The 16900-nt window shown below is 68.5% G+C and carries 20 protein-coding genes; 14 read left to right on the top strand and 6 right to left on the bottom strand.

Annotation, left to right across the window (positions count from 1 at the left end; translation table 11 throughout):
* Positions 1-57: 57 nt before the first annotated feature.
* Positions 58-1164 carry a TRAP transporter substrate-binding protein gene (locus QLQ86_RS01320; protein ID WP_282734086.1) on the top strand — a complete coding sequence of 369 codons (1107 nt, stop codon included), beginning with the start codon at positions 58-60 and terminating at the stop codon, positions 1162-1164.
* An 89-nt stretch (positions 1165-1253) separates the two neighbouring features.
* Here the strand turns inward: QLQ86_RS01320 and QLQ86_RS01315 are convergent, their stop codons facing one another.
* Positions 1254-1685 carry a YqaA family protein gene (locus QLQ86_RS01315; RefSeq protein ID WP_282815666.1) on the bottom strand — a complete coding sequence of 144 codons (432 nt, stop codon included), beginning with the start codon at positions 1683-1685 and terminating at the stop codon, positions 1254-1256.
* 63 nt (positions 1686-1748) lie between these two features.
* Between QLQ86_RS01315 and thiD the strand changes: the two genes are divergently transcribed.
* From thiD to dtd, 4 genes are all read left to right on the top strand, one after another.
* Positions 1749-2561: a bifunctional hydroxymethylpyrimidine kinase/phosphomethylpyrimidine kinase gene (thiD, locus tag QLQ86_RS01310; protein ID WP_282815665.1), complete on the top strand. Its 813-nt coding sequence runs from the start codon at positions 1749-1751 to the stop codon at positions 2559-2561.
* A gap of 83 nt (positions 2562-2644) precedes the next feature.
* The gene (locus QLQ86_RS01305; RefSeq protein ID WP_282815664.1) at positions 2645-3490 is read left to right on the top strand and encodes a universal stress protein; all 846 of its coding nucleotides are present in this window, start codon (positions 2645-2647) and stop codon (positions 3488-3490) included.
* Between the two features lie 80 nt (positions 3491-3570).
* Positions 3571-4134, top strand: a complete 564-nt coding sequence (locus tag QLQ86_RS01300; protein ID WP_282734082.1) for a chalcone isomerase family protein — start codon at positions 3571-3573, stop codon at positions 4132-4134.
* A gap of 56 nt (positions 4135-4190) precedes the next feature.
* Entirely contained in the window at positions 4191-4628 is a 438-nt protein-coding gene (gene dtd / locus QLQ86_RS01295; RefSeq protein ID WP_282734081.1) for a D-aminoacyl-tRNA deacylase, read from the top strand.
* Here dtd and QLQ86_RS01290 read toward each other — a convergent pair.
* The gene (locus QLQ86_RS01290; protein WP_282815663.1) at positions 4625-6568 is read right to left on the bottom strand and encodes an ATP-binding cassette domain-containing protein; all 1944 of its coding nucleotides are present in this window, start codon (positions 6566-6568) and stop codon (positions 4625-4627) included. The two genes, dtd and QLQ86_RS01290, sit on opposite strands and share 4 nt — an antisense overlap.
* Positions 6569-6623: 55 nt before the next feature.
* Here QLQ86_RS01290 and QLQ86_RS01285 point away from each other — a divergent pair, with 55 nt between their 5' ends.
* The 7 genes from QLQ86_RS01285 (at position 6624) to QLQ86_RS01255 (ending at position 12730) form a co-directional block, all read left to right on the top strand.
* Positions 6624-7139, top strand: a complete 516-nt coding sequence (locus tag QLQ86_RS01285; RefSeq protein WP_282815662.1) for a TIGR02444 family protein — start codon at positions 6624-6626, stop codon at positions 7137-7139.
* Between the two features lie 105 nt (positions 7140-7244).
* Positions 7245-8267 carry a TRAP transporter substrate-binding protein gene (locus QLQ86_RS01280; protein ID WP_282734078.1) on the top strand — a complete coding sequence of 341 codons (1023 nt, stop codon included), beginning with the start codon at positions 7245-7247 and terminating at the stop codon, positions 8265-8267.
* 212 nt (positions 8268-8479) lie between these two features.
* Positions 8480-9058, top strand: a complete 579-nt coding sequence (locus QLQ86_RS01275; protein WP_282815661.1) for a TRAP transporter small permease — start codon at positions 8480-8482, stop codon at positions 9056-9058.
* A 30-nt stretch (positions 9059-9088) separates the two neighbouring features.
* The gene (locus QLQ86_RS01270) at positions 9089-10372 is read left to right on the top strand and encodes a TRAP transporter large permease (protein ID WP_282815660.1); all 1284 of its coding nucleotides are present in this window, start codon (positions 9089-9091) and stop codon (positions 10370-10372) included.
* Between the two features lie 18 nt (positions 10373-10390).
* Positions 10391-10834, top strand: coding sequence for a universal stress protein (locus QLQ86_RS01265; RefSeq protein WP_282734075.1), 444 nt, complete (start codon positions 10391-10393; stop codon positions 10832-10834).
* A 146-nt stretch (positions 10835-10980) separates the two neighbouring features.
* A complete protein-coding gene (locus tag QLQ86_RS01260) occupies positions 10981-11670 on the top strand; it encodes an FKBP-type peptidyl-prolyl cis-trans isomerase (RefSeq protein ID WP_282815659.1) in 690 nt (229 codons plus the stop codon).
* Positions 11671-11680: 10 nt separating this feature from the next.
* Positions 11681-12730, top strand: coding sequence for a prolyl oligopeptidase family serine peptidase (locus QLQ86_RS01255; protein ID WP_282815658.1), 1050 nt, complete (start codon positions 11681-11683; stop codon positions 12728-12730).
* Between the two features lie 24 nt (positions 12731-12754).
* On the opposite strand, the gene QLQ86_RS01250 is transcribed toward QLQ86_RS01255, so the two are convergent.
* Complete coding sequence (locus tag QLQ86_RS01250; RefSeq protein WP_282815657.1) at positions 12755-13351, bottom strand: SCO family protein; 597 nt, start codon at positions 13349-13351, stop codon at positions 12755-12757.
* Positions 13352-13353: 2 nt separating this feature from the next.
* Entirely contained in the window at positions 13354-13863 is a 510-nt protein-coding gene (locus QLQ86_RS01245; protein WP_282815656.1) for a hypothetical protein, read from the bottom strand.
* A gap of 111 nt (positions 13864-13974) precedes the next feature.
* Here QLQ86_RS01245 and QLQ86_RS01240 point away from each other — a divergent pair, with 111 nt between their 5' ends.
* Positions 13975-14889, top strand: coding sequence for an AEC family transporter (locus QLQ86_RS01240; protein ID WP_282815655.1), 915 nt, complete (start codon positions 13975-13977; stop codon positions 14887-14889).
* Between the two features lie 254 nt (positions 14890-15143).
* Here QLQ86_RS01240 and trmB read toward each other — a convergent pair whose 3' ends face one another.
* Entirely contained in the window at positions 15144-15884 is a 741-nt protein-coding gene (gene trmB, locus QLQ86_RS01235; RefSeq protein WP_282815654.1) for a tRNA (guanosine(46)-N7)-methyltransferase TrmB, read from the bottom strand.
* 182 nt (positions 15885-16066) lie between these two features.
* On the opposite strand from trmB, the gene QLQ86_RS01230 reads away from it, so the two are divergent.
* Entirely contained in the window at positions 16067-16471 is a 405-nt protein-coding gene (locus QLQ86_RS01230) for a DUF423 domain-containing protein (protein ID WP_282734068.1), read from the top strand.
* Here QLQ86_RS01230 and QLQ86_RS01225 read toward each other — a convergent pair.
* On the bottom strand, positions 16447-16860 hold the full coding sequence (locus QLQ86_RS01225; protein WP_282734067.1) for a PaaI family thioesterase: 414 nt from the start codon (positions 16858-16860) through the stop codon (positions 16447-16449). The genes QLQ86_RS01230 and QLQ86_RS01225 overlap by 25 nt on opposite strands.
* Positions 16861-16900: the final 40 nt, after the last annotated feature.

Here is a 16900-nt window from a genome sequence, read left to right as displayed (position 1 = left end):
GCCAGCCCTCGCGAGGGCTTTCCACGACAACACCCACAATACCCAGAGGGAAAGCACATGAAACTCAGATCACTCGCCGTCGCCGTCGCCATGAGCGGTGCCGTCTCCGGCCTGATGCTGGTCTCCAGCGTCGACAACACCGCGCAGGCCCAGGAAACCTTCGAGTGGAAGATGGTCACCTCCTGGCCGAAGAACTTCCCGGGCGTCGGCCAGGGCCCCGAGCGCCTCTCCGAGCTCGTCGAGGAGATGTCCGACGGCCGCCTGACCATCGAGGTCTTCGGGGCCGGCCAGCTGGTGCCGGGCTTCGAGGTGTTCGACGCCGTTGCCGAGGGCACCGCGGAGCTCGGCCATTCCGCCTCCTACTACTGGAAGGGCAAGGCGCCGGCCGCCCAGTTCTTCGCCGCCGTGCCCTTCGGCATGAATGCCCAGGAGATGAACGCCTGGCTGCACTATGGAGGCGGCCTCGAGCTGTGGAACGAGCTCTACGACGACTTCGGCGTCGATGTGCTGGTCGCCGGCGCCTCAGGCGTGCAGATGGGCGGCTGGTACAACAAGGAGATCAACTCCGTCGACGACCTCGACGGCCTGAAGATGCGCATGCCGGGCCTGGGCGGCGAGGTGATGGAGCGCATGGGCGTGGCCATCGTCAACATGCCCGGCGGCGAGATCTTCACCTCGCTGCAGTCCGGCGCCATCGATGCCACCGAGTGGATCGGTCCCTACAACGACCTGGCCTTCGGCCTGCACCAGGCCGCCGACTACTACTACTACCCGGGCTGGCATGAGCCGACCGTGATGTTCGAGGCGATCATCAACGAGGAGGCCTATGCCTCGCTGCCCGCCGACCTGCAGGCGATCCTGCGCACCGCGGTGCGCGACATCAATGCCGATGTCCTGGACGAGTACACCGCCCGCAACAACGACGCCCTGGAGACCCTGGTCAACGAGCACGGGGTGGAGCTGCGCCGCCTGCCGGACGACGTCCTCGCCCAGGCCAAGGAGCACTCCGCCGACGTGGTCGCCGAACTCGCCGAGGACAGCGAGATGGCCCGGAAGATCCACGACTCCTACCGGGCCTTCCAGGAGAAGGTGGTCGACTACCACACCATCTCCGAGCAGGCCTACTACAACGCCCGCAACCCGGACGAGAGCACCGGCAACTGAGGTCGCTGCCTCGCCGACACAATCGCCGACACAATGGGCCGCCTTCGGGCGGCCCCCTTGCGTTGCGGCGGTGATCCAGAGCCCGGCGATCAGCGGCAGAGCGGCGCCAGCCAGGCCTGTGCAAACCACAGCACCAGGGCATAGCGCGCCGCCTTGGCCAGGGTGATCAGCAGGATGGCGCGCCACCACGGCAGGCGCAGGACGCCGGCCAGCACGGTGAGCGGGTCGCCGACCACCGGCGCCCAGGAGGCCAGCAGGCTCCACTCCCCGAAACGCAGGTACCAGCGTTCGGCCCGTTCCAGCCCCTGCCGGGACACCGGGAACCAGCGGCGATCCTGGAAGTGCCGCGCGTAGCGCCCCAGTGCCACGTTGACCAGGCTGCCCAGGCTGTTGCCGAGGGTGGCCACCGCCCACAGCAGCAGGGCCGGCTCGCCGGTGCACCATAGCCGCGCCAGCCACACCTCGGAGCCACCGGGCAGCAGGGTGGCGCTGGCCAGCGCCACCAGGAACAGGGTCAGCATGGCACCGCCCCCTCTCCCTGCAGTAGGCTATTGGCCCCCTTCGATCGCAATGACGTGACGCCGATGGCCGCCTCCCGCTCCATACCCAACACCCTGACCATCGCCGGCTCCGACCCCAGTGGCGGTGCCGGCATCCAGGCCGACCTCAAGACCCTCTCGGCCCTGGGCACCTATGCTACCAGCGTGATCACCGCCCTGACCGCCCAGAACACCCGCGGCGTCACCGGGGTTCACCCGGTGCCCGCCGGCTTCATCGCCGCCCAGCTCGAGACGCTGCTCGATGACATCGCCATCGACGCCGTGAAGATCGGGATGGTGGCCAGCCACGAGGTGGCCGAGGTGATCCGCGAGGCCCTGACCCTCCGGCGGCCGGGCTGGATCGTGCTCGACCCGGTGATGGTGGCCAAGAGCGGCGACATCCTGGTCGACGATGCCGGCATCGCGGCGGTCCGCGAGTGCCTGGTGCCCCTGGCCGACCTGGTCACCCCCAACCTGCCGGAGGCCGCGGTGCTGCTGGACTGCCCGGTACCGCAGGATCGCGCCGGCATGGAGGCGCTGGCCCCCGGCCTGCGCGCCCTGGGGGCCGGAGCCGTGCTGCTCAAGGGGGGCCACCTGCGTGGCGAGCGCTGCCCCGACCTGCTGATCGAGGGTGACACCCTGCACTGGCTGGAAGGGACACGCATCACTACCGGTAACCTGCACGGCACCGGCTGCACCCTCTCCTCGGCGATCACCGCCCGCCTGGCGCTTGGCGACGCCCCCCGCGACGCGGTGGCCGCCGCCAAGGCCTGGCTGTCGCGAGCACTCGAGGAGAGCCACCGGCTTGACGTGGGTCAGGGGCACGGTCCGGTGCACCACTTCCACGCCTGGTGGTAGCCCGCCAGGCTTGCGCGCTCCCCCCCTGCCGCCCATGCTGAAAACTGTGCCGTGGGGATCAACCTTCCCGGGAGGGAGCCATCATGAGCCAGACCCTGCTGTTCGCCAGCGACCTCTCCGCCGAGAACCGGGCCGCCTTCGCCCGCGCCATACGCCTGGCGGTGGAGACCGGCGCCCGCCTCGATGTCATCCATGTGCTCGACCCCTACCTGCCGCGACGGGTCCTGCATGACCTGGAGGCGGCCGTGGTGGAGGACATCCGCGCCACCCTGGTCGACATCCGCGAGGACTATGCGCTGCCCGAGCCCCAGTGCCTGATCCAGACCATGGCCGGTGCGCCCTATGCCGAGATCATCCGCGAGGCCCATGAGCGCGAGGCGGACATGATCATCCTCGGTGCCCATCGCAAGCGCGGCCAGCCCGACCTGGTCACCGGCACTACCCTGGCCCGGGTGCTGCGCAGTGCGCCCTGCCCGGTGCTCTCGGTCAGCCACCTGGCCACCCAGGAGTGGCAGGACATCCTGGTGCCGGTGGACTTCTCGCTGACCTCGCGGCACACCCTGCGCGAGACCCTCAAGCGCTTCCCCGGCGCCCGGCTGACCCTGCTCCATGCCTGGGACATCCCGGGCGAGCGGGAACTGGGCTCCGACAGCGACTATGCCCGCTGGCGCGACCGTGAGGTGGAACGCCTGCGCACCCAGCTCGAACGCGAGACCGAGCAGCTGATGAGCGAGCTCGACGACGTCCCGGAGCTCGAGCTGGTGCTGGAGCAGGGCGAGCCTCTCGAGGTCCTGTTGACCCGCCTGCGCCGCCAGCCACCGGACCTGCTCGCGCTGGGCAGCCGCGGTCAGCTGGGTCGCCACAGCCAGATCACCGAACGCCTGCTCTCCGAGCCCCACTGCGACATCATGCTGTGCCGCGCCTGGTAGGGAGTGCCCTATAGCTATACAGAACCTTTACGAAGGGATATTGTCCGTACAGGACCATTCCCTGTCGCGAGAGGTTTACCATGTCCCTGCCCTGCACCCGAAGCGCCCTTCTGCTGGCGACCCTGACCCTCGCCACCACGGCGACGGCCGAGACGGTGGAGATAAAGGGCGCTCGCTTCCCGGCCGCCCTCGAGACCGAGGATCGCCGCTACGAGCGGATCGGCCACGGCCTCTTCCGTTACATGATCTGGGACGCCTATGCCGGCGCCTACTACCAGGCCCAGGGTTTTCCGCGCCCGGCCCCCCAGTCCGATGTGCCCCGCCGCCTCGAGCTCGAGTACTTCCACGCCATCGAGGCCGAGGAGTTCGCCGAGGCGACCCGGAAGAGCGTGCGCGAGGCCCTCGACGACGCCACCTATGCCGAGCTGGCATCGCCGCTCGAGGCCTTCAACGAGCGCTATCGCGACGTCGCGCCCGGCGACCGCTACGCGCTGGGCTGGGACGGTGACCGGCTGACCCTGGCCCTGAACGGCGAGACCCTCTTCGAGGGCAACGACCCGGCGCTCGCCAACGCCCTGTTCGGCATCTGGCTGGGCGAGGACCCGCTGGGCGAGGCGTTTCGCGACGACCTGCTGGGGCGCTGAGGCGGCGACATGCTAGGCTTGGCGGTCCGAAACGGCAGCCAAGGAGACTCCGCCCGATGAAGGCCCTGATCCAGCGCGTGAAACGTGCAAGCGTCGAGGTGGACGATCGCGAGGTGGGCGCCATCGGCACGGGCCTGCTGGCCCTGGTGGGCGTCGAGAAGGGTGACGACGAGGCGACGGCCGACCGGCTGCTGCACAAGCTGCTGCACTATCGGGTCTTTCCCGACACGGCGGGCAGGATGAACCGCAACCTGCAGCAGGCCGAGGGCGGCCTGCTGCTGGTCTCCCAGTTCACCCTGGCCGCCGACACCCGCAAGGGGCTGAGGCCCAGCTTCTCCAGCGCCGCGCCACCCGCCGAGGGCGACCGCCTCTTCCACTACCTGCTCGGGCGCGCCCATGACGCCTGGCCGAGGGTCGCCAGCGGCGAGTTCGCCGCCGACATGCAGGTCTCGCTGGTCAACGACGGGCCGGTGACCTTCCTGCTGGAGAGCTAGCCGCTGAGCTCGGCCTCCATGGCCTCCAGCGCTTCCTCGGCCTCCAGCCAGGCCTGTTCCAGGGCTTCCAGACGCGACTTGAGCTCGCCCTGACGACCGAGGCGTTCGGTGAGCTCCTCCTTGCGCGCGGGGTCGGTATAGAGCGCAGCGTCGCCCAGCGCCTCCTCCACGGTGGCGAGTTCCGCCTGGACCTTCTCCATGGCCTGCTCGGCGCGGTCCCGCTGCTTCTTCAGGGGCCGCAGCTTCTCGCGCAGCTCGGCGGCGGCGCGACGGGCCGTCTTGCGATCCTCCCTGGGCACGTCAGCCTCGGCCTGGCGGTCGGCCTTGTCGGCCCGGGCCTCGCGGCGCTCGCCCTCCAGCCGCGCCTTGAGCCAGGCCCGATAGTCCTCCAGGTCGCCATCGAAAGGCTCGACGCGATGGTCGGCCACCCGCCAGAACTCGTCCACGGTGGCGCGCAGCAGGTGGCGGTCGTGGGAGACGATGATCACCGTACCCTCGAAGCTCGCCAGCGCCTCGGTGAGCGCCTCGCGCATCTCCAGGTCCAGGTGGTTGGTGGGCTCGTCCAGCAGCAGCAGGTTGGGCTTCTGCCAGGCGACCAGCGCCAGGGCGAGACGCGCCTTCTCGCCGCCGGAGAAGCGCCCCACCTCGGCGAAGACATCGTCACCGTGGAAACCGAAGCCGCCCAGGAACTTGCGGATGTCCAGGTCGGCGGCCGTGGGCGAGAGGCGCTGCACGTGCATGAAGGGGGTGGCGGCCAGGTCTAGCCCCTCCAGCTGGTGCTGGGCGAAGTAGCCGATCGCCAGGTGCTCGCCGGCCACCCGCCTGCCGGACAGCAGTGGCAGGTCGCCGGTCAGCGACTTGATCAGCGTCGACTTGCCGGCCCCGTTGGGGCCCAGCAGGCCGATGCGCTGGCCGGGCAGCAGGGTCAGCTTGACGCCATCGAGCTGCACCGCCTCCTGGCCGGCTACGTCGCGGTAGCCCAGGCGCGCCTCGTCGAGCACCAGCAGCGGGTGGGAGACCTTGTCGGCGGCGGGAATGGTGAAGTGGAAGGGCGAGTCGGCGTGGGCCACGGCGATATCCCCCATGCGCTCGAGGGTCTTGAGTCGGCTCTGGGCGGCGCGGGCCTTGTTGGCCTGGTAGCGGAAGCGGGCCACGAAGCGCTCGATCTCCTCGCGGCGCGCCTGCTGCTTGGCGGCCTCGGCCTGCTGCAGGGCCAGCTTCTCGGCCCGGGTGCGCTCGAAGGTGGAGTAGTTGCCGCGATAGAGCACCAGGCTGCGGCGATCGAAGTGCACGATGTGGTCACACACCGCATCGAGGAAGTCGCGGTCGTGGGAGATCAGCAGCAGGGTGCCGGGGTAGCGCATGAGCCACTGCTCGAGCCACAGCAGGGCATCCAGGTCCAGGTGGTTGGTGGGCTCGTCCAGCAGCAGCAGGTCGGAGGGCTTGAACAGGGTACGCGCCAGGTTGACGCGCATCCGCCAGCCACCGGAGAACGCGGCCAGCGGCCGCTCCAGGTCGGCCTGGACGAAGCCCAGCCCGACCAGCAGCTGGGCCGCCCGGGCCGGGGCGCTGTAGCCGTCCAGCGCCTCGATGGCGCCATGCAGCTCCGCCTCGCGATGGGCGTCGTCCTGTTCGCGGGCGGCCTCGAGGGCCTGTTCGGTCTGGCGCAGTTCGCGGTCGCCGTCCAGCACATAGTCGACGATCGAGCGTTCCAGCGCCTCCACCTCCTGGTCCATATGGGCGATGCGCTGGCCGCCGCTCATCTCCACCTCCCCCTTGTCCGGGGAGAGTTCGCCGAGCAGCAGCTTGAACAGGCTCGACTTTCCCGCCCCGTTGGGCCCGACGATGCCCGCCTTGTGGCCGGCGTGCAGGGTCAGGTCGGCGCCCTCGAGCAGGGTCTGGGTGCCGCGTTGCAGGGAAACTTGGCGCAGTGCGATCATGCAGGCTCCACTCGGCAGTCCGTGAGGCTGCCGCCACCGGGACGACAGCCGTGTCATGACCCACGATTCTACCCAATTGCCGTCCGCTCTGCGGGCCCGACTGCTCGACGCCCCCCTGTGGGAGTTCGCCCTCGCCCTCTACGGGCGCGACGGCGTCGAGGCGGCCTGCCTGATGCTCCAGGACGAGGCCGGAATCGATGTCTGCGAGCTGCTCTGGCACTGCTGGCTGCATCATCACGGGCTGGCGTGCGACGCATGCCTCGACCCGGTCCGCCGCTGGCAGCGCCAGGTCACCGCCCCCCTGCGCCGGCTGCGCCGGGAGTTGAAGCCCGAGGCCGGTCGGCACGCGTCCGTGGCCGCCCTGCGCCGGACGCTCCAGCAGGCCGAGCTTCAGGCGGAGCGGGAGGCCCTGTCGCGCCTGGAGCGGCTGGCGCTCGAGGACGAGCGGCTATCTGCCCTGCCGAGCTCCTCTCCTTGCCTCGCGGAACGCCTCGCCATGCGCCTGCAAGTGCAGAAAAAACCTCATCTTAGCGCCCTGAAAACCCTGGAAAGCCAGCTTGACCCCTCATGACGGCCACGCTAGCCTGAAATTAGCCGAGTGAATGTCATGTTCACCTGTCACCTGTCGATGGCCGCATCCTCCATCACGGGACAAACCTGCAGAGGGACCACAAGAATGAAGTCACACAAGCTGTTGACTGGCGCCGGTATCGGCGCACTGATGTTCGGCATGTCCACCGCTGCTTTCGCCGACAACTGGCGCTATGCCCACGAGGAGTACGAGGGCGACGTCCAGGACGTCTTCGCCCAGGAATTCAAGCGCTACGTGGAGGAAAACTCCGACCACAGCGTCCAGGTCTACCGCTTCGGTGAGCTCGGCGAGTCCGACGACATCATGGAGCAGACCCAGAACGGCATCCTGCAGTTCGTCAACCAGTCGCCCGGCTTTACCGGCTCGCTGATTCCCGAGGCACAGATCTTCTTCATCCCCTATCTGATGCCCACCGACATGGAGCAGGTGCTCGAGTTCTTCGACGAGAGCAAGGCCATCAACGAGATGTTCCCGGAGCTCTATGCCGAGCAGGGCCTGGAGCTGCTCCAGATGTATCCGGAAGGCGAGATGGTGGTCACCGCCGACGAGCCGATCACCTCGCCGGAGGACTTCGAGAACAAGAAGATCCGCACCATGACCAACCCGCTGCTGGCGGAGACCTACAACGCCTTCGGCGCGACGCCCACCCCCCTGCCCTGGGGCGAGGTCTATGGCGGCCTGCAGACCGGCATCATCGACGGCCAGGAGAACCCGATCTTCTGGATCGAGTCCGGCGGCCTCTACGAGGTCTCCCCGCACCTGACCTTCACCAGCCATGGCTGGTTCACCACCGCGATGATGGCCAACCAGGACTTCTTCGAGGGCCTCTCCGACGAGGACAAGGAATTGGTGCGTGAGGCCTCCGAGGCGGCCTACGATCACACCATCGATCACATCCAGGGCCTGGCCGAGGAGTCGCTGGCCAAGATCCAGGAGGCCTCCGACGAGGTCACCGTGACTCGCCTTGACGATGAGCAGATCCAGGTCTTCAAGGAGCGCGCGCCCCAGGTCGAGGAAGAGTTCATCGAGATGACCGGCGAGCGCGGCAAGGAACTGCTCGAGCAGTTCAAGGCCGACCTCGATGCCGTGACCGAAGACGCGGAGTAATCCCCGCCGGCTTCGACCTTGAAGGGGGGTGGCCTGCCCGGGCCACCCCCCTGTTGTTTCTGGGCATGAGGTTTCCGGGCATCAGGTTTCCATACATGGCAGCGTGCACCCAGCGTTGATGTCGGCGGCCACCGGTCCCCGTCGCCCACGCGTATGCTGGCCATAAGGGAATCCTGATTTTCCCGCATCGCAGCCGATAGGGGAGTACGGACATGACCGACGAAGAGTCCGAAAAGCACTATCGCTCGGGTCTACCGGGCATTCTGGGTACCATCGATACCTTCATCAGCAAGCTCGAGGCGGTGATCCTGGCGCTCGGCGTGCTGCTGATGGCGGCCAACACCATCGCCAACGTCATCGCCCGCTTCGTGTTCGGCAACAGCATCTTCTTTTCCGGCGAGATCAACCGCATCCTGATCATCATGATCACCTTCGCCGGGGTCGGCTACGCGGCCCGTCACGGCCGCCATATTCGCATGTCGGCGATCTATGACGCCCTGCCGGTGGGTGGCCGCCGAGCGTTGATGATCTTCATCTCTCTGGTCACCTCGCTGGTGATGTTCTTCCTGCTCTACTACTCGATCGTCTATGTTCTGGACCTGCACTCCAAGGGCAGGATCCTGCCGGCGCTGGGCTTCCCGATCTGGATCATCTACGTCTGGGTACCCCTGGGCTTCCTGATCACCGGGATCCAGTACCTGCTCACCGCGATCAAGAACCTGACGTCACGGGACGTCTACCTGTCGACCGGCGTGCTCGACGGCTACAAGGACACGGAAACGGAAGTCTGACGCAGGGCAGAACGCCCGGGGGAACGCACGATGACGACAATAATGGTTACCACCATGATCGCCCTGCTGCTGCTGGGCTTTCCCATGATGATCCCGCTGATCACCGCGGCGGTCATCGGTTTCTACATGATGTTCAACGGCCTGGGCCAGATGGACACGCTCATCCAGCAGATGATGGCCGGCATCCGCCCCGCCTCGTTGATCGCGGTACCGATGTTCATCCTCGCCGCGGACATCATGACGCGAGGCCAGTCGGCCGAGCGGCTGATCAACATGGTGATGTCCTTCATCGGCCACGTGAAGGGCGGCCTGGCGGTCTCCACGGCGGCCTCCTGCACCCTGTTCGGCGCGGTGTCGGGCTCCACCCAGGCCACGGTAGTAGCCGTGGGTTCACCGCTGCGACCCAAGCTGCTCAAGGCCGGCTACTCGGACTCCTTCACGCTGGCGCTGATCATCAACGCCAGCGATATCGCCTTCCTGATCCCGCCCAGCATCGGCATGATCATCTACGGGGTCATCTCGGGGACCTCCATCGCCGAACTGTTCATCGCCGGCATCGGGCCCGGGCTGATGATCCTGCTGATGTTCTCGATCTACTGCGTGATCTACGCCATCGTGCGCAAGGTGCCCACCGAGCCCAAGTCGAACTGGGGAGATCGTTTCACCGCGGTTCGCCTGGCCCTGTGGCCGCTGGGCTTCCCGGTGATCATCGTCGGCGGCATCTACGGCGGCATCTTCAGCCCCACCGAGGCGGCCGCGGCCTGCGTGCTCTACGCCATCTTCCTGGAGTTCCTGATCTTCCGGTCGCTGAAGGTCAATGACATCTATGCCATCGCCAAGTCCACCGGCCTGATCACCGCCGTGGTGTTCATCCTGGTCGCGGTGGGCAATGGCTTCTCCTGGATCATCTCCTTCGCCCAGATCCCCCAGGAGATCCTGGCGGCAGCGGGCATCAACGAGGCCGGCCCCACGGGCGTGCTGATCGCCATCTGCGTCGCCTTCTTCGTGGCCTGCATGTTCGTCGACCCCATCGTGGTGATCCTGGTGCTGACCCCGATCTTCGCCCCGGCCGTGGCGGCCACCGGGCTCGACCCGGTGCTGGTGGGCATCCTGATCACCCTGCAGGTGGCCATCGGCTCGGCGACGCCGCCCTTCGGGTGCGACATCTTCACCGCCATCGCCATCTTCAAGCGCCCCTACCTGGACGTGATCAAGGGCACCCCGCCCTTCGTGTTCATCCTGATCCTGGCCGCGGCCCTGCTGATCATGTTCCCGCAGATCGCCCTGTTCCTGCGTGACCTGGCGTTCGCCTGACCCCAAGGAGTAACGACCATGTTCAATCGGATACTGGTCCCGGTGGATGGCTCCAAGGGCGCCCTAAAGGCGCTGGAGAAAGGCGCCGGCCTGCAGTTGCTGACCGGGGCCGAGCTCTACATCCTGTGCGTCTTCAAGCACCACAGCCTGCTCGAGGCCTCGCTCTCCATGGTACGCCCCGACAAGCTGGAGATCCCGGATGATGCCCTCAAGGAGTACGCCACCGAGATCGCGGTCCACGCCAAGTCCCATGCCGTGGAACTCGGGGTGCCGGCCGAGAGGGTACGCGCCTTCGTCAAGGGGGGGCGGCCATCGCGCACCATCGTGCGCTTCGCCCGCAAGCGCGAGTGCGACCTGATCGTGATCGGCTCCCAGGGCACCAACGGCGACAAGAGCCTGCTGCTGGGCAGCGTCGCCCAGCGGGTGGCCGGCTCCGCCCACTGCCCGACCCTGATCGTCTGACCCTCACGCACGTCTCTCACCGGGCCGGTTCCCCCCGCATGCCATGCGGGTGCGGAACCGGTCCTGCCCTGTTAGAGTCCCATGCATTCCATGCATTCCCTTACATCCACCCGAGGCGCGTGCGCGCCAACGTACAAGGTTCCTTCATGAAGACACTGCTGACCTCCGCTTCCCTGGCGGCCCTGCTGGCCGCCACTCCCCTGGCACTGGCCGCCACCCCGGAGACCGACGACGAGAAGCTGGGCTACAGCCTCGGCGTGACCCTGGGCCAGAGCATCCAGCAGGACGTCGAGGACCTGGACATCGACGCCTTCACCCAGGCCATCCGTGACGTCTTCGACGGCGGCGAACTGGAAATGAGCGACGAGGAGATGGCCGAGGCCCTGACGACGTTCCAGCAGGAGGCCATGGCCGCCCGCGAGGCCGAGGCCGAACAGCAGTCCGCGGCCAACCGCGCCGAGGGCGAGGCCTACCTGGCCGAGAACGCCGAACAGGACGGGGTGACGGTCACCGACTCTGGCCTGCAGTATCGCGAGCTGGAGTCCGGTGACGGTGCGACCCCCGCCGCCGACGACACCGTCGAGGTCCACTACGAGGGCACCCTGATCGACGGCACCGTCTTCGACAGCTCCTATGAGCGCGGCGAGCCGGTGAGCTTCCAGGTCGGCCAGGTCATCGAGGGCTGGCAGGAAGCCCTCCAGCTGATGAGCGTGGGCGACACCTGGGAGGTGGTGATTCCCTCCGACCTCGCCTACGGCGACCAGGGACAGGGTCCCATCGGCCCCCACGAGACGCTGATCTTCAAGGTCGAGCTGCTCGACGTGGCCGGTGAATGATCCGGTCGCGATGACCGCCCTCCGTTGCCTGGTCGCCGCCGGCCTCTGCCTGGGGCTGGCCACCCCGCTGCTCGCCCAGGAACCGCCGGCACAGCTGCCGCGCTCCGGCGTCGACCAGGATGGGGCCAGCGTGCTCGGTGTCTCGTCGGGGGGGTATATGGCCACCCAGCTGGCGGTGGCGTGGCCCGAGCATTTCGCCGGGCTGGGCGTCGCCGCCGCCGGCCCCTGGGCCTGTGCCCGCGGCTCCCTGGGTCTGGCCCTGGGTCAGTGCATGACGACCCGGCGAGGCATGCCGGACCCGGCGGAGCTGCAGACCCGCTACCGGGAGTACCGCCAGCGCGAGCTGGTCGGCGACCCCGAGGCCCTGGCCGAGCTGCGGGTCTTCATCTGGCATGGCGCGGAGGACGAGACCGTGGTCCCGTCACTGGGTCGCGCCCTGGCCGAGCAGTTCCGCGACTGGCTGGCCTCCCCCGATGACCAGCTGGTGTTCATGGAGAGCGAGGAAGCCGGCCACGGCTGGCCGCTGGCAGCGCGCCCGGGCACGCCCGTGGACGCGCTGGCGGACTGCCGCAGCGGGGGCGGTACCCACCTGCTGGCCTGCGACCTGGACATCGCCGGTGAGATGCTGGACTGGCTGCACGGCGACCAGGTGCCCCCCGCGCCAGGCAAGCCCAAGGGCGAACTCGTGCGCTTCGATCAGTCGGATTTCGACGCTCGAGGGCTGGGTGACACCGGCTACCTGTTCGTGCCGGCGGGCTGCGAGGACGGCGGCTGTGAGCTGACCATGGCGCTGCATGGCTGTGCCATGGATGTCGAGCAGATCGACCAGGCCTTCGTTCGCCACAGTGGCCTCAACGAGTGGGCCGCCACCAATCGACGGGTGGTGCTCTACCCCCAGGCGGAAACCAGCCTGCCCAATCCACAGGGCTGCTGGGACTGGTGGGGCTTTGCCGAGAGCACCTGGCAGCTCGACCCCCTGCATGACAGCCGTCAGGGTTCCCAGACGGGCGCGCTGATGGCCATGGTCGAGCGCCTGCAGCAGTCACCCGACGAGAAGTGAGACGGCCATTCCCGTGGCGGCACGTCAGCCCTCGGCCAGCGCCTTCTCCAGGGCGGCCTGCAGCGGGCCGGAGGTGGGGGAGTGCAGCACCCGGCGGTGAATCTCGCCGTCGCGGTCCACCAGGAACAGCGAGGCGCTGTGGTCGATGGTGTAGTCCATGGCCGAGTCCGGGGTCTCCACCTTGCGCCAGATCACGCCGTAGCGCTCGGCCAGTTCCTCGAGCGCTTGCTGGCTGCCGGTGGCGCCGATGAACTCCTCCCCGAAGAAGGCCAGGTACTCCTCGAGCCGAGCCAGGGTGTCCCGCTCGGGGTCCACCGAGACCATCAGCGGGACCACCCGGCGCCGCTGTTCGGGGTCGAGACGCCCCATCACCTGACGCACCACGGCGAGGCTCATCGGGCAGACATCCGGGCACCAGGTGTAGCCGAAGAAGACCACCGCCAGCTGGTCATCATCGAGCTGGCTCAGCGAGAACTCGCCCTCGGTCGACGGCAGCTCGATCGGCCCCCCCTGGGGTTCGCCGTTCGCCGGGCCCCTCAGCTGCTGCTGGTAGAGAACGAGGCCAACCGCGACCACCACCAGTATCGCGCCCAGCCCCAGCCAGATGCCTCGCCGCCTCATGATCACCGCCTCGTCACTTCGAAGTCGAACCAGCTTCCCAGACGCCCCTGCGGCGTGTCCACCACCACCTTCGCGCGCCAGGGCATGACCGCCTCGGTACAGATCGCTACCTGCCCCTCCCCGCGAAAGACGCCGCCCCCCATGGCCTCGAGGGGGAAGCGGTGCAGCCCCATCTCCATGTCGCGGCCGACGAAGTCGACGCGGGCGGACTCGGCCGGCATGCCGGTCAGTCGCACCTCCAGCGGCAGTCGCTCCAGGGCCCGGATGGGACCGTCCGACTCGACCGCCAGGCGTAGTGCGATGCCCTGCCCCAGGTTCACCGTGCAGGGGGCCGCATGGAGATCGCAGCGGTCCGCCGCCGGCGGAGACCAGTGCACGCCGGCCTCGTCGCGCAGGCTGTAGCGGGTCAGGTACCAGAGCGCCACGGCGAGGGTCAGCAGGGTGAGAATGATCAGCAGGCGCAGCAGCGGGGGGCGAGCCGCGCCGGTCGACGACAGGATGCGCTGTGGCATGGCGGAGAACGGGGCCTCCATCGGTGGCAGGATGACGGTAAGCTTATCAGCATTTGCCTGCGGCGAAGTGCGCAAGGATGTCGCAGGGGAGACCATCGGGAGGGAGGTGTCATGGAAGGCGTGGGCAATGCACTGGGGCCGCTGTTCCTGCTGATCCTGCTGGGCGCCGGGCTCGGCTGGTGGCGCCAGCCGGGCGGCGACTTCTGGCCGCGCATGGAACGGCTGATCTACTTCCTGCTGTTCCCCGCCATGCTGGTCTCGACCCTGGCCACCGCGGACGTCGGCCAGGTGCCGGTCGCCCGGCTGGCCGTGGCCCTGCTCGGCGCCATGGGCCTGTTCGGCCTGCTGCTGTGGGGGCTGCGAGACCGGCTGCGACTCGATGCGGCCGCCTTCACCTCGGCCTTCCAGGGCGCGCTGCGCTTCAACACCTATGTCGGCGTGGCCGGGGCCGCCGCCCTGCACGGCAGTGCCGGGGCCACGGTGGCGGCGGTCGCGGTGGCGCTGATGGTGCCGGTGGTCAACGTGCTCTGCGTGGCCAGCTTCATCGCTGCCGGCACCCTGGGCTCGGCGAGCCTGGGCAGGAGCCTTGCCGCCCTGACCCGCAACCCGCTGATCCTGGCCTGCCTGACCGGCATCGCCCTCAACCTGAGCGGGATCGGCCTGCCCGGCTGGAGCCAGCCCGGCATGGAGCTGCTGGGTCGTGCCGCCCTGCCGCTGGGCCTGGTGGCGGTGGGCGTGGCGCTGCGCCCCGCCGCCCTGCTGAGACTCGACCGCGGGGTCTGGGCCGCCAACCTGGTCAAGCTGGGACTGATGCCGGCCCTGGTGCTCGCCCTGGCCCTGCTGCTGGGCCTCGATCCGGTGACCCGCGACATTGCCCTGCTCTTCGCCGCCCTGCCCACCGCCACCTCGGCCTATATCCTGGCCCGCCAGCTGGGCGGGGACGCCGAGCTGATGGCGGCCCTGATCACCGGCCAGACGCTGCTGGCCATGGTGACCCTGCCGCTCTGGCTGCGCTTTGCCGGCTGAAGAAACGCTGCTAACGAAAAGCGTTCGCATTTGTATTGACAGCGCAAACGAGAATGGTTACGCTTAAATCGTGGCGTTGATGAGGCGCCACACCGGGCAGGAACCCGCCAGTTTCCTGCCCTGGTTTCTCCCTCTCATTGCTAGTCACGGTCCCTTTGCCGCCCCTCCCGGGGCGGCTTTCTTTTGTCCGGACGACGGCGCCCGGCGCCTGACACGGATTCCGGGGGCGCCGAACGAGAACAGCAGGGCGGAAGTCAGTCGACCCGCTTGAAGATCAGGTCCCAGACGCCGTGGCCCAGCTTCTCGCCACGCGCCTCGAACTTGGTCAGCGGGCGAAACTCGGGGCGTGGCACATAGGGGGCCGTCTCGGTGCCGGCGGTGTTGGCAAAGCCGGGGGCGGCGTCCATCACCTCGGCCATCCACTCGGCATAGGCCTGCCAGTCGGTGGCCATGTGCAGGGTGCCACCGAGCTTGAGGCGGGTGCGCACCAGCTCGACGAAGGCCGGCTGCACGATGCGGCGCTTGTGGTGCTTCTTCTTCGGCCAGGGGTCGGGGAAGAACAGCTGCAGGGTATCGAGGCTCGCCTCGGGCAGGCACTGCTCGAGCACCACCAGGGCATCCTCGCGGTAGACGCGCAGGTTGGTCAGGCCACGCTTGTCGGCCTCGTCGAGCAGCTTGCCGACCCCCGGCGCATGCACCTCGATGCCGATGAAGTCGGTGTCCGGGTGGCGCTCGGCCTGCTCGACCAGGGAGGCCCCCATGCCGAAGCCGACCTCCAGCACCCGGGGCGCCTGCCGTCCGAACAGGGCATCGAGGTCCTGGCGGCCATCGGCGAGGGAGAGCCCCAGGCGCGGCCAGACCTCCTCGAGCCCCCGGGTCTGGGCCTGGGTCATGCGGCCGGCGCGCAGCACGTAGCTCTTGATGCCGCGGCGGTGCAGCGGGGCGTCCGGCCTCTCGGGGCCGGTCATCTTGTCGTCGTGTCGCGGGTCGGTCATGGCGCGGGAGCTCTTGTCGGGAGAAACGCTTGCCTGGAAGCAACTGGGGGCGCGTATTGTAGCGGCTCAGGACGCCGCCGGGTACGGTAGGCAGTCCAAGCTAACGTGACACCCGAGGCTGATCCGGCGCCTCTCGCGAATCCGCGCAACCATAACGGTCAGTCAAGACAAGGAGGGTCAGAATGCAGGACAGGGGATGGTGGCTGGGCACGGCGCTCTCCGGCGCCCTGATGGTGATCGCCGGCGCCTTCGGCGCCCACGCGCTGGAGAGCCAGCTGGCCCCGCGGCTGGCGGCGGCCTTCGAGACCGGGGTGCGCTACCAGGCCTGGCATACCCTGGCGCTGCTGGCGTTGCTGGCCTGGCGGGCATCGCGACCCCAGGCGGGCCAGCGGCTGGCCATGGGGCTCTGGGCAGCCGGCATGGCGCTCTTCTCGGGCTCGCTCTACGCCATGGCGCTGACGAGCCTTGGTGGCCTGGGCATGGTCACCCCGGTGGGCGGTGTGCTGATGATCGGCGGCTGGCTGGCGCTGGCCGTGGCGGTGCTGCGTGCCCGGCCAACGGGTCAGTCGCCGTCCGGCAGCGCATAGGTCGCGGTGACCAGGGCCACCGGCCGCTCGTCGCCGTCGGAGAAGAGCTGCACCTCCCCCACCGCAAGGCGGCGCCCCAGCTTGAGGATCCGGGCGTTGGCGATGATGTCGCGATCGCCCCGGGGCCGGCGCAGGAAGCGGCAGTGCAGGTCGCTGGTCACGGCCATGGGCTCGGGGCCGATCTGGGCCAGTATCGCCACGTAGAGGCAGACGTCGGCCAGCCCCATCAGGGTGGGGCCGGAGACGCTGGCCCCGGGCCGCAGGTGCTCGTCGTCGATGGCCAGGCTCATGGTCGCGCGCATCTCGTCAACGCCCTCGATGGTCCCCATCCGCTGGGGAAAGATCTCGTCGAGAAAGTCCTCGATGGCGGCGGCGGTCATCACGGTCATCGGCAGGCTCCTTGCGGTGGTGGTGGCGAGGCAGGCCCCA

The sequence above is a fragment of the Halomonas rhizosphaerae genome (genome assembly GCF_030012485.1).
GTDB lineage: Bacteria > Pseudomonadota > Gammaproteobacteria > Pseudomonadales > Halomonadaceae > Halomonas > Halomonas rhizosphaerae.
This window is presented reverse-complemented; position numbering and strand designations above follow the sequence as displayed.

Coding starts and splice junctions, on each gene's coding strand:
- QLQ86_RS01320 (WP_282734086.1), top strand. CDS start 58: ATGAAACTCAGATCACTCGCCGTCGCCGTCGCCATGAGCGGTGCCGTC.
- QLQ86_RS01315 (WP_282815666.1), bottom strand. CDS start 1,685: ATGCTGACCCTGTTCCTGGTGGCGCTGGCCAGCGCCACCCTGCTGCCC.
- thiD (WP_282815665.1), top strand. CDS start 1,749: ATGGCCGCCTCCCGCTCCATACCCAACACCCTGACCATCGCCGGCTCC.
- QLQ86_RS01305 (WP_282815664.1), top strand. CDS start 2,645: ATGAGCCAGACCCTGCTGTTCGCCAGCGACCTCTCCGCCGAGAACCGG.
- QLQ86_RS01300 (WP_282734082.1), top strand. CDS start 3,571: ATGTCCCTGCCCTGCACCCGAAGCGCCCTTCTGCTGGCGACCCTGACC.
- dtd (WP_282734081.1), top strand. CDS start 4,191: ATGAAGGCCCTGATCCAGCGCGTGAAACGTGCAAGCGTCGAGGTGGAC.
- QLQ86_RS01290 (WP_282815663.1), bottom strand. CDS start 6,568: ATGATCGCACTGCGCCAAGTTTCCCTGCAACGCGGCACCCAGACCCTG.
- QLQ86_RS01285 (WP_282815662.1), top strand. CDS start 6,624: ATGACCCACGATTCTACCCAATTGCCGTCCGCTCTGCGGGCCCGACTG.
- QLQ86_RS01280 (WP_282734078.1), top strand. CDS start 7,245: ATGAAGTCACACAAGCTGTTGACTGGCGCCGGTATCGGCGCACTGATG.
- QLQ86_RS01275 (WP_282815661.1), top strand. CDS start 8,480: ATGACCGACGAAGAGTCCGAAAAGCACTATCGCTCGGGTCTACCGGGC.
- QLQ86_RS01270 (WP_282815660.1), top strand. CDS start 9,089: ATGACGACAATAATGGTTACCACCATGATCGCCCTGCTGCTGCTGGGC.
- QLQ86_RS01265 (WP_282734075.1), top strand. CDS start 10,391: ATGTTCAATCGGATACTGGTCCCGGTGGATGGCTCCAAGGGCGCCCTA.
- QLQ86_RS01260 (WP_282815659.1), top strand. CDS start 10,981: ATGAAGACACTGCTGACCTCCGCTTCCCTGGCGGCCCTGCTGGCCGCC.
- QLQ86_RS01255 (WP_282815658.1), top strand. CDS start 11,681: ATGACCGCCCTCCGTTGCCTGGTCGCCGCCGGCCTCTGCCTGGGGCTG.
- QLQ86_RS01250 (WP_282815657.1), bottom strand. CDS start 13,351: ATGAGGCGGCGAGGCATCTGGCTGGGGCTGGGCGCGATACTGGTGGTG.
- QLQ86_RS01245 (WP_282815656.1), bottom strand. CDS start 13,863: ATGCCACAGCGCATCCTGTCGTCGACCGGCGCGGCTCGCCCCCCGCTG.
- QLQ86_RS01240 (WP_282815655.1), top strand. CDS start 13,975: ATGGAAGGCGTGGGCAATGCACTGGGGCCGCTGTTCCTGCTGATCCTG.
- trmB (WP_282815654.1), bottom strand. CDS start 15,884: ATGACCGACCCGCGACACGACGACAAGATGACCGGCCCCGAGAGGCCG.
- QLQ86_RS01230 (WP_282734068.1), top strand. CDS start 16,067: ATGCAGGACAGGGGATGGTGGCTGGGCACGGCGCTCTCCGGCGCCCTG.
- QLQ86_RS01225 (WP_282734067.1), bottom strand. CDS start 16,860: ATGACCGTGATGACCGCCGCCGCCATCGAGGACTTTCTCGACGAGATC.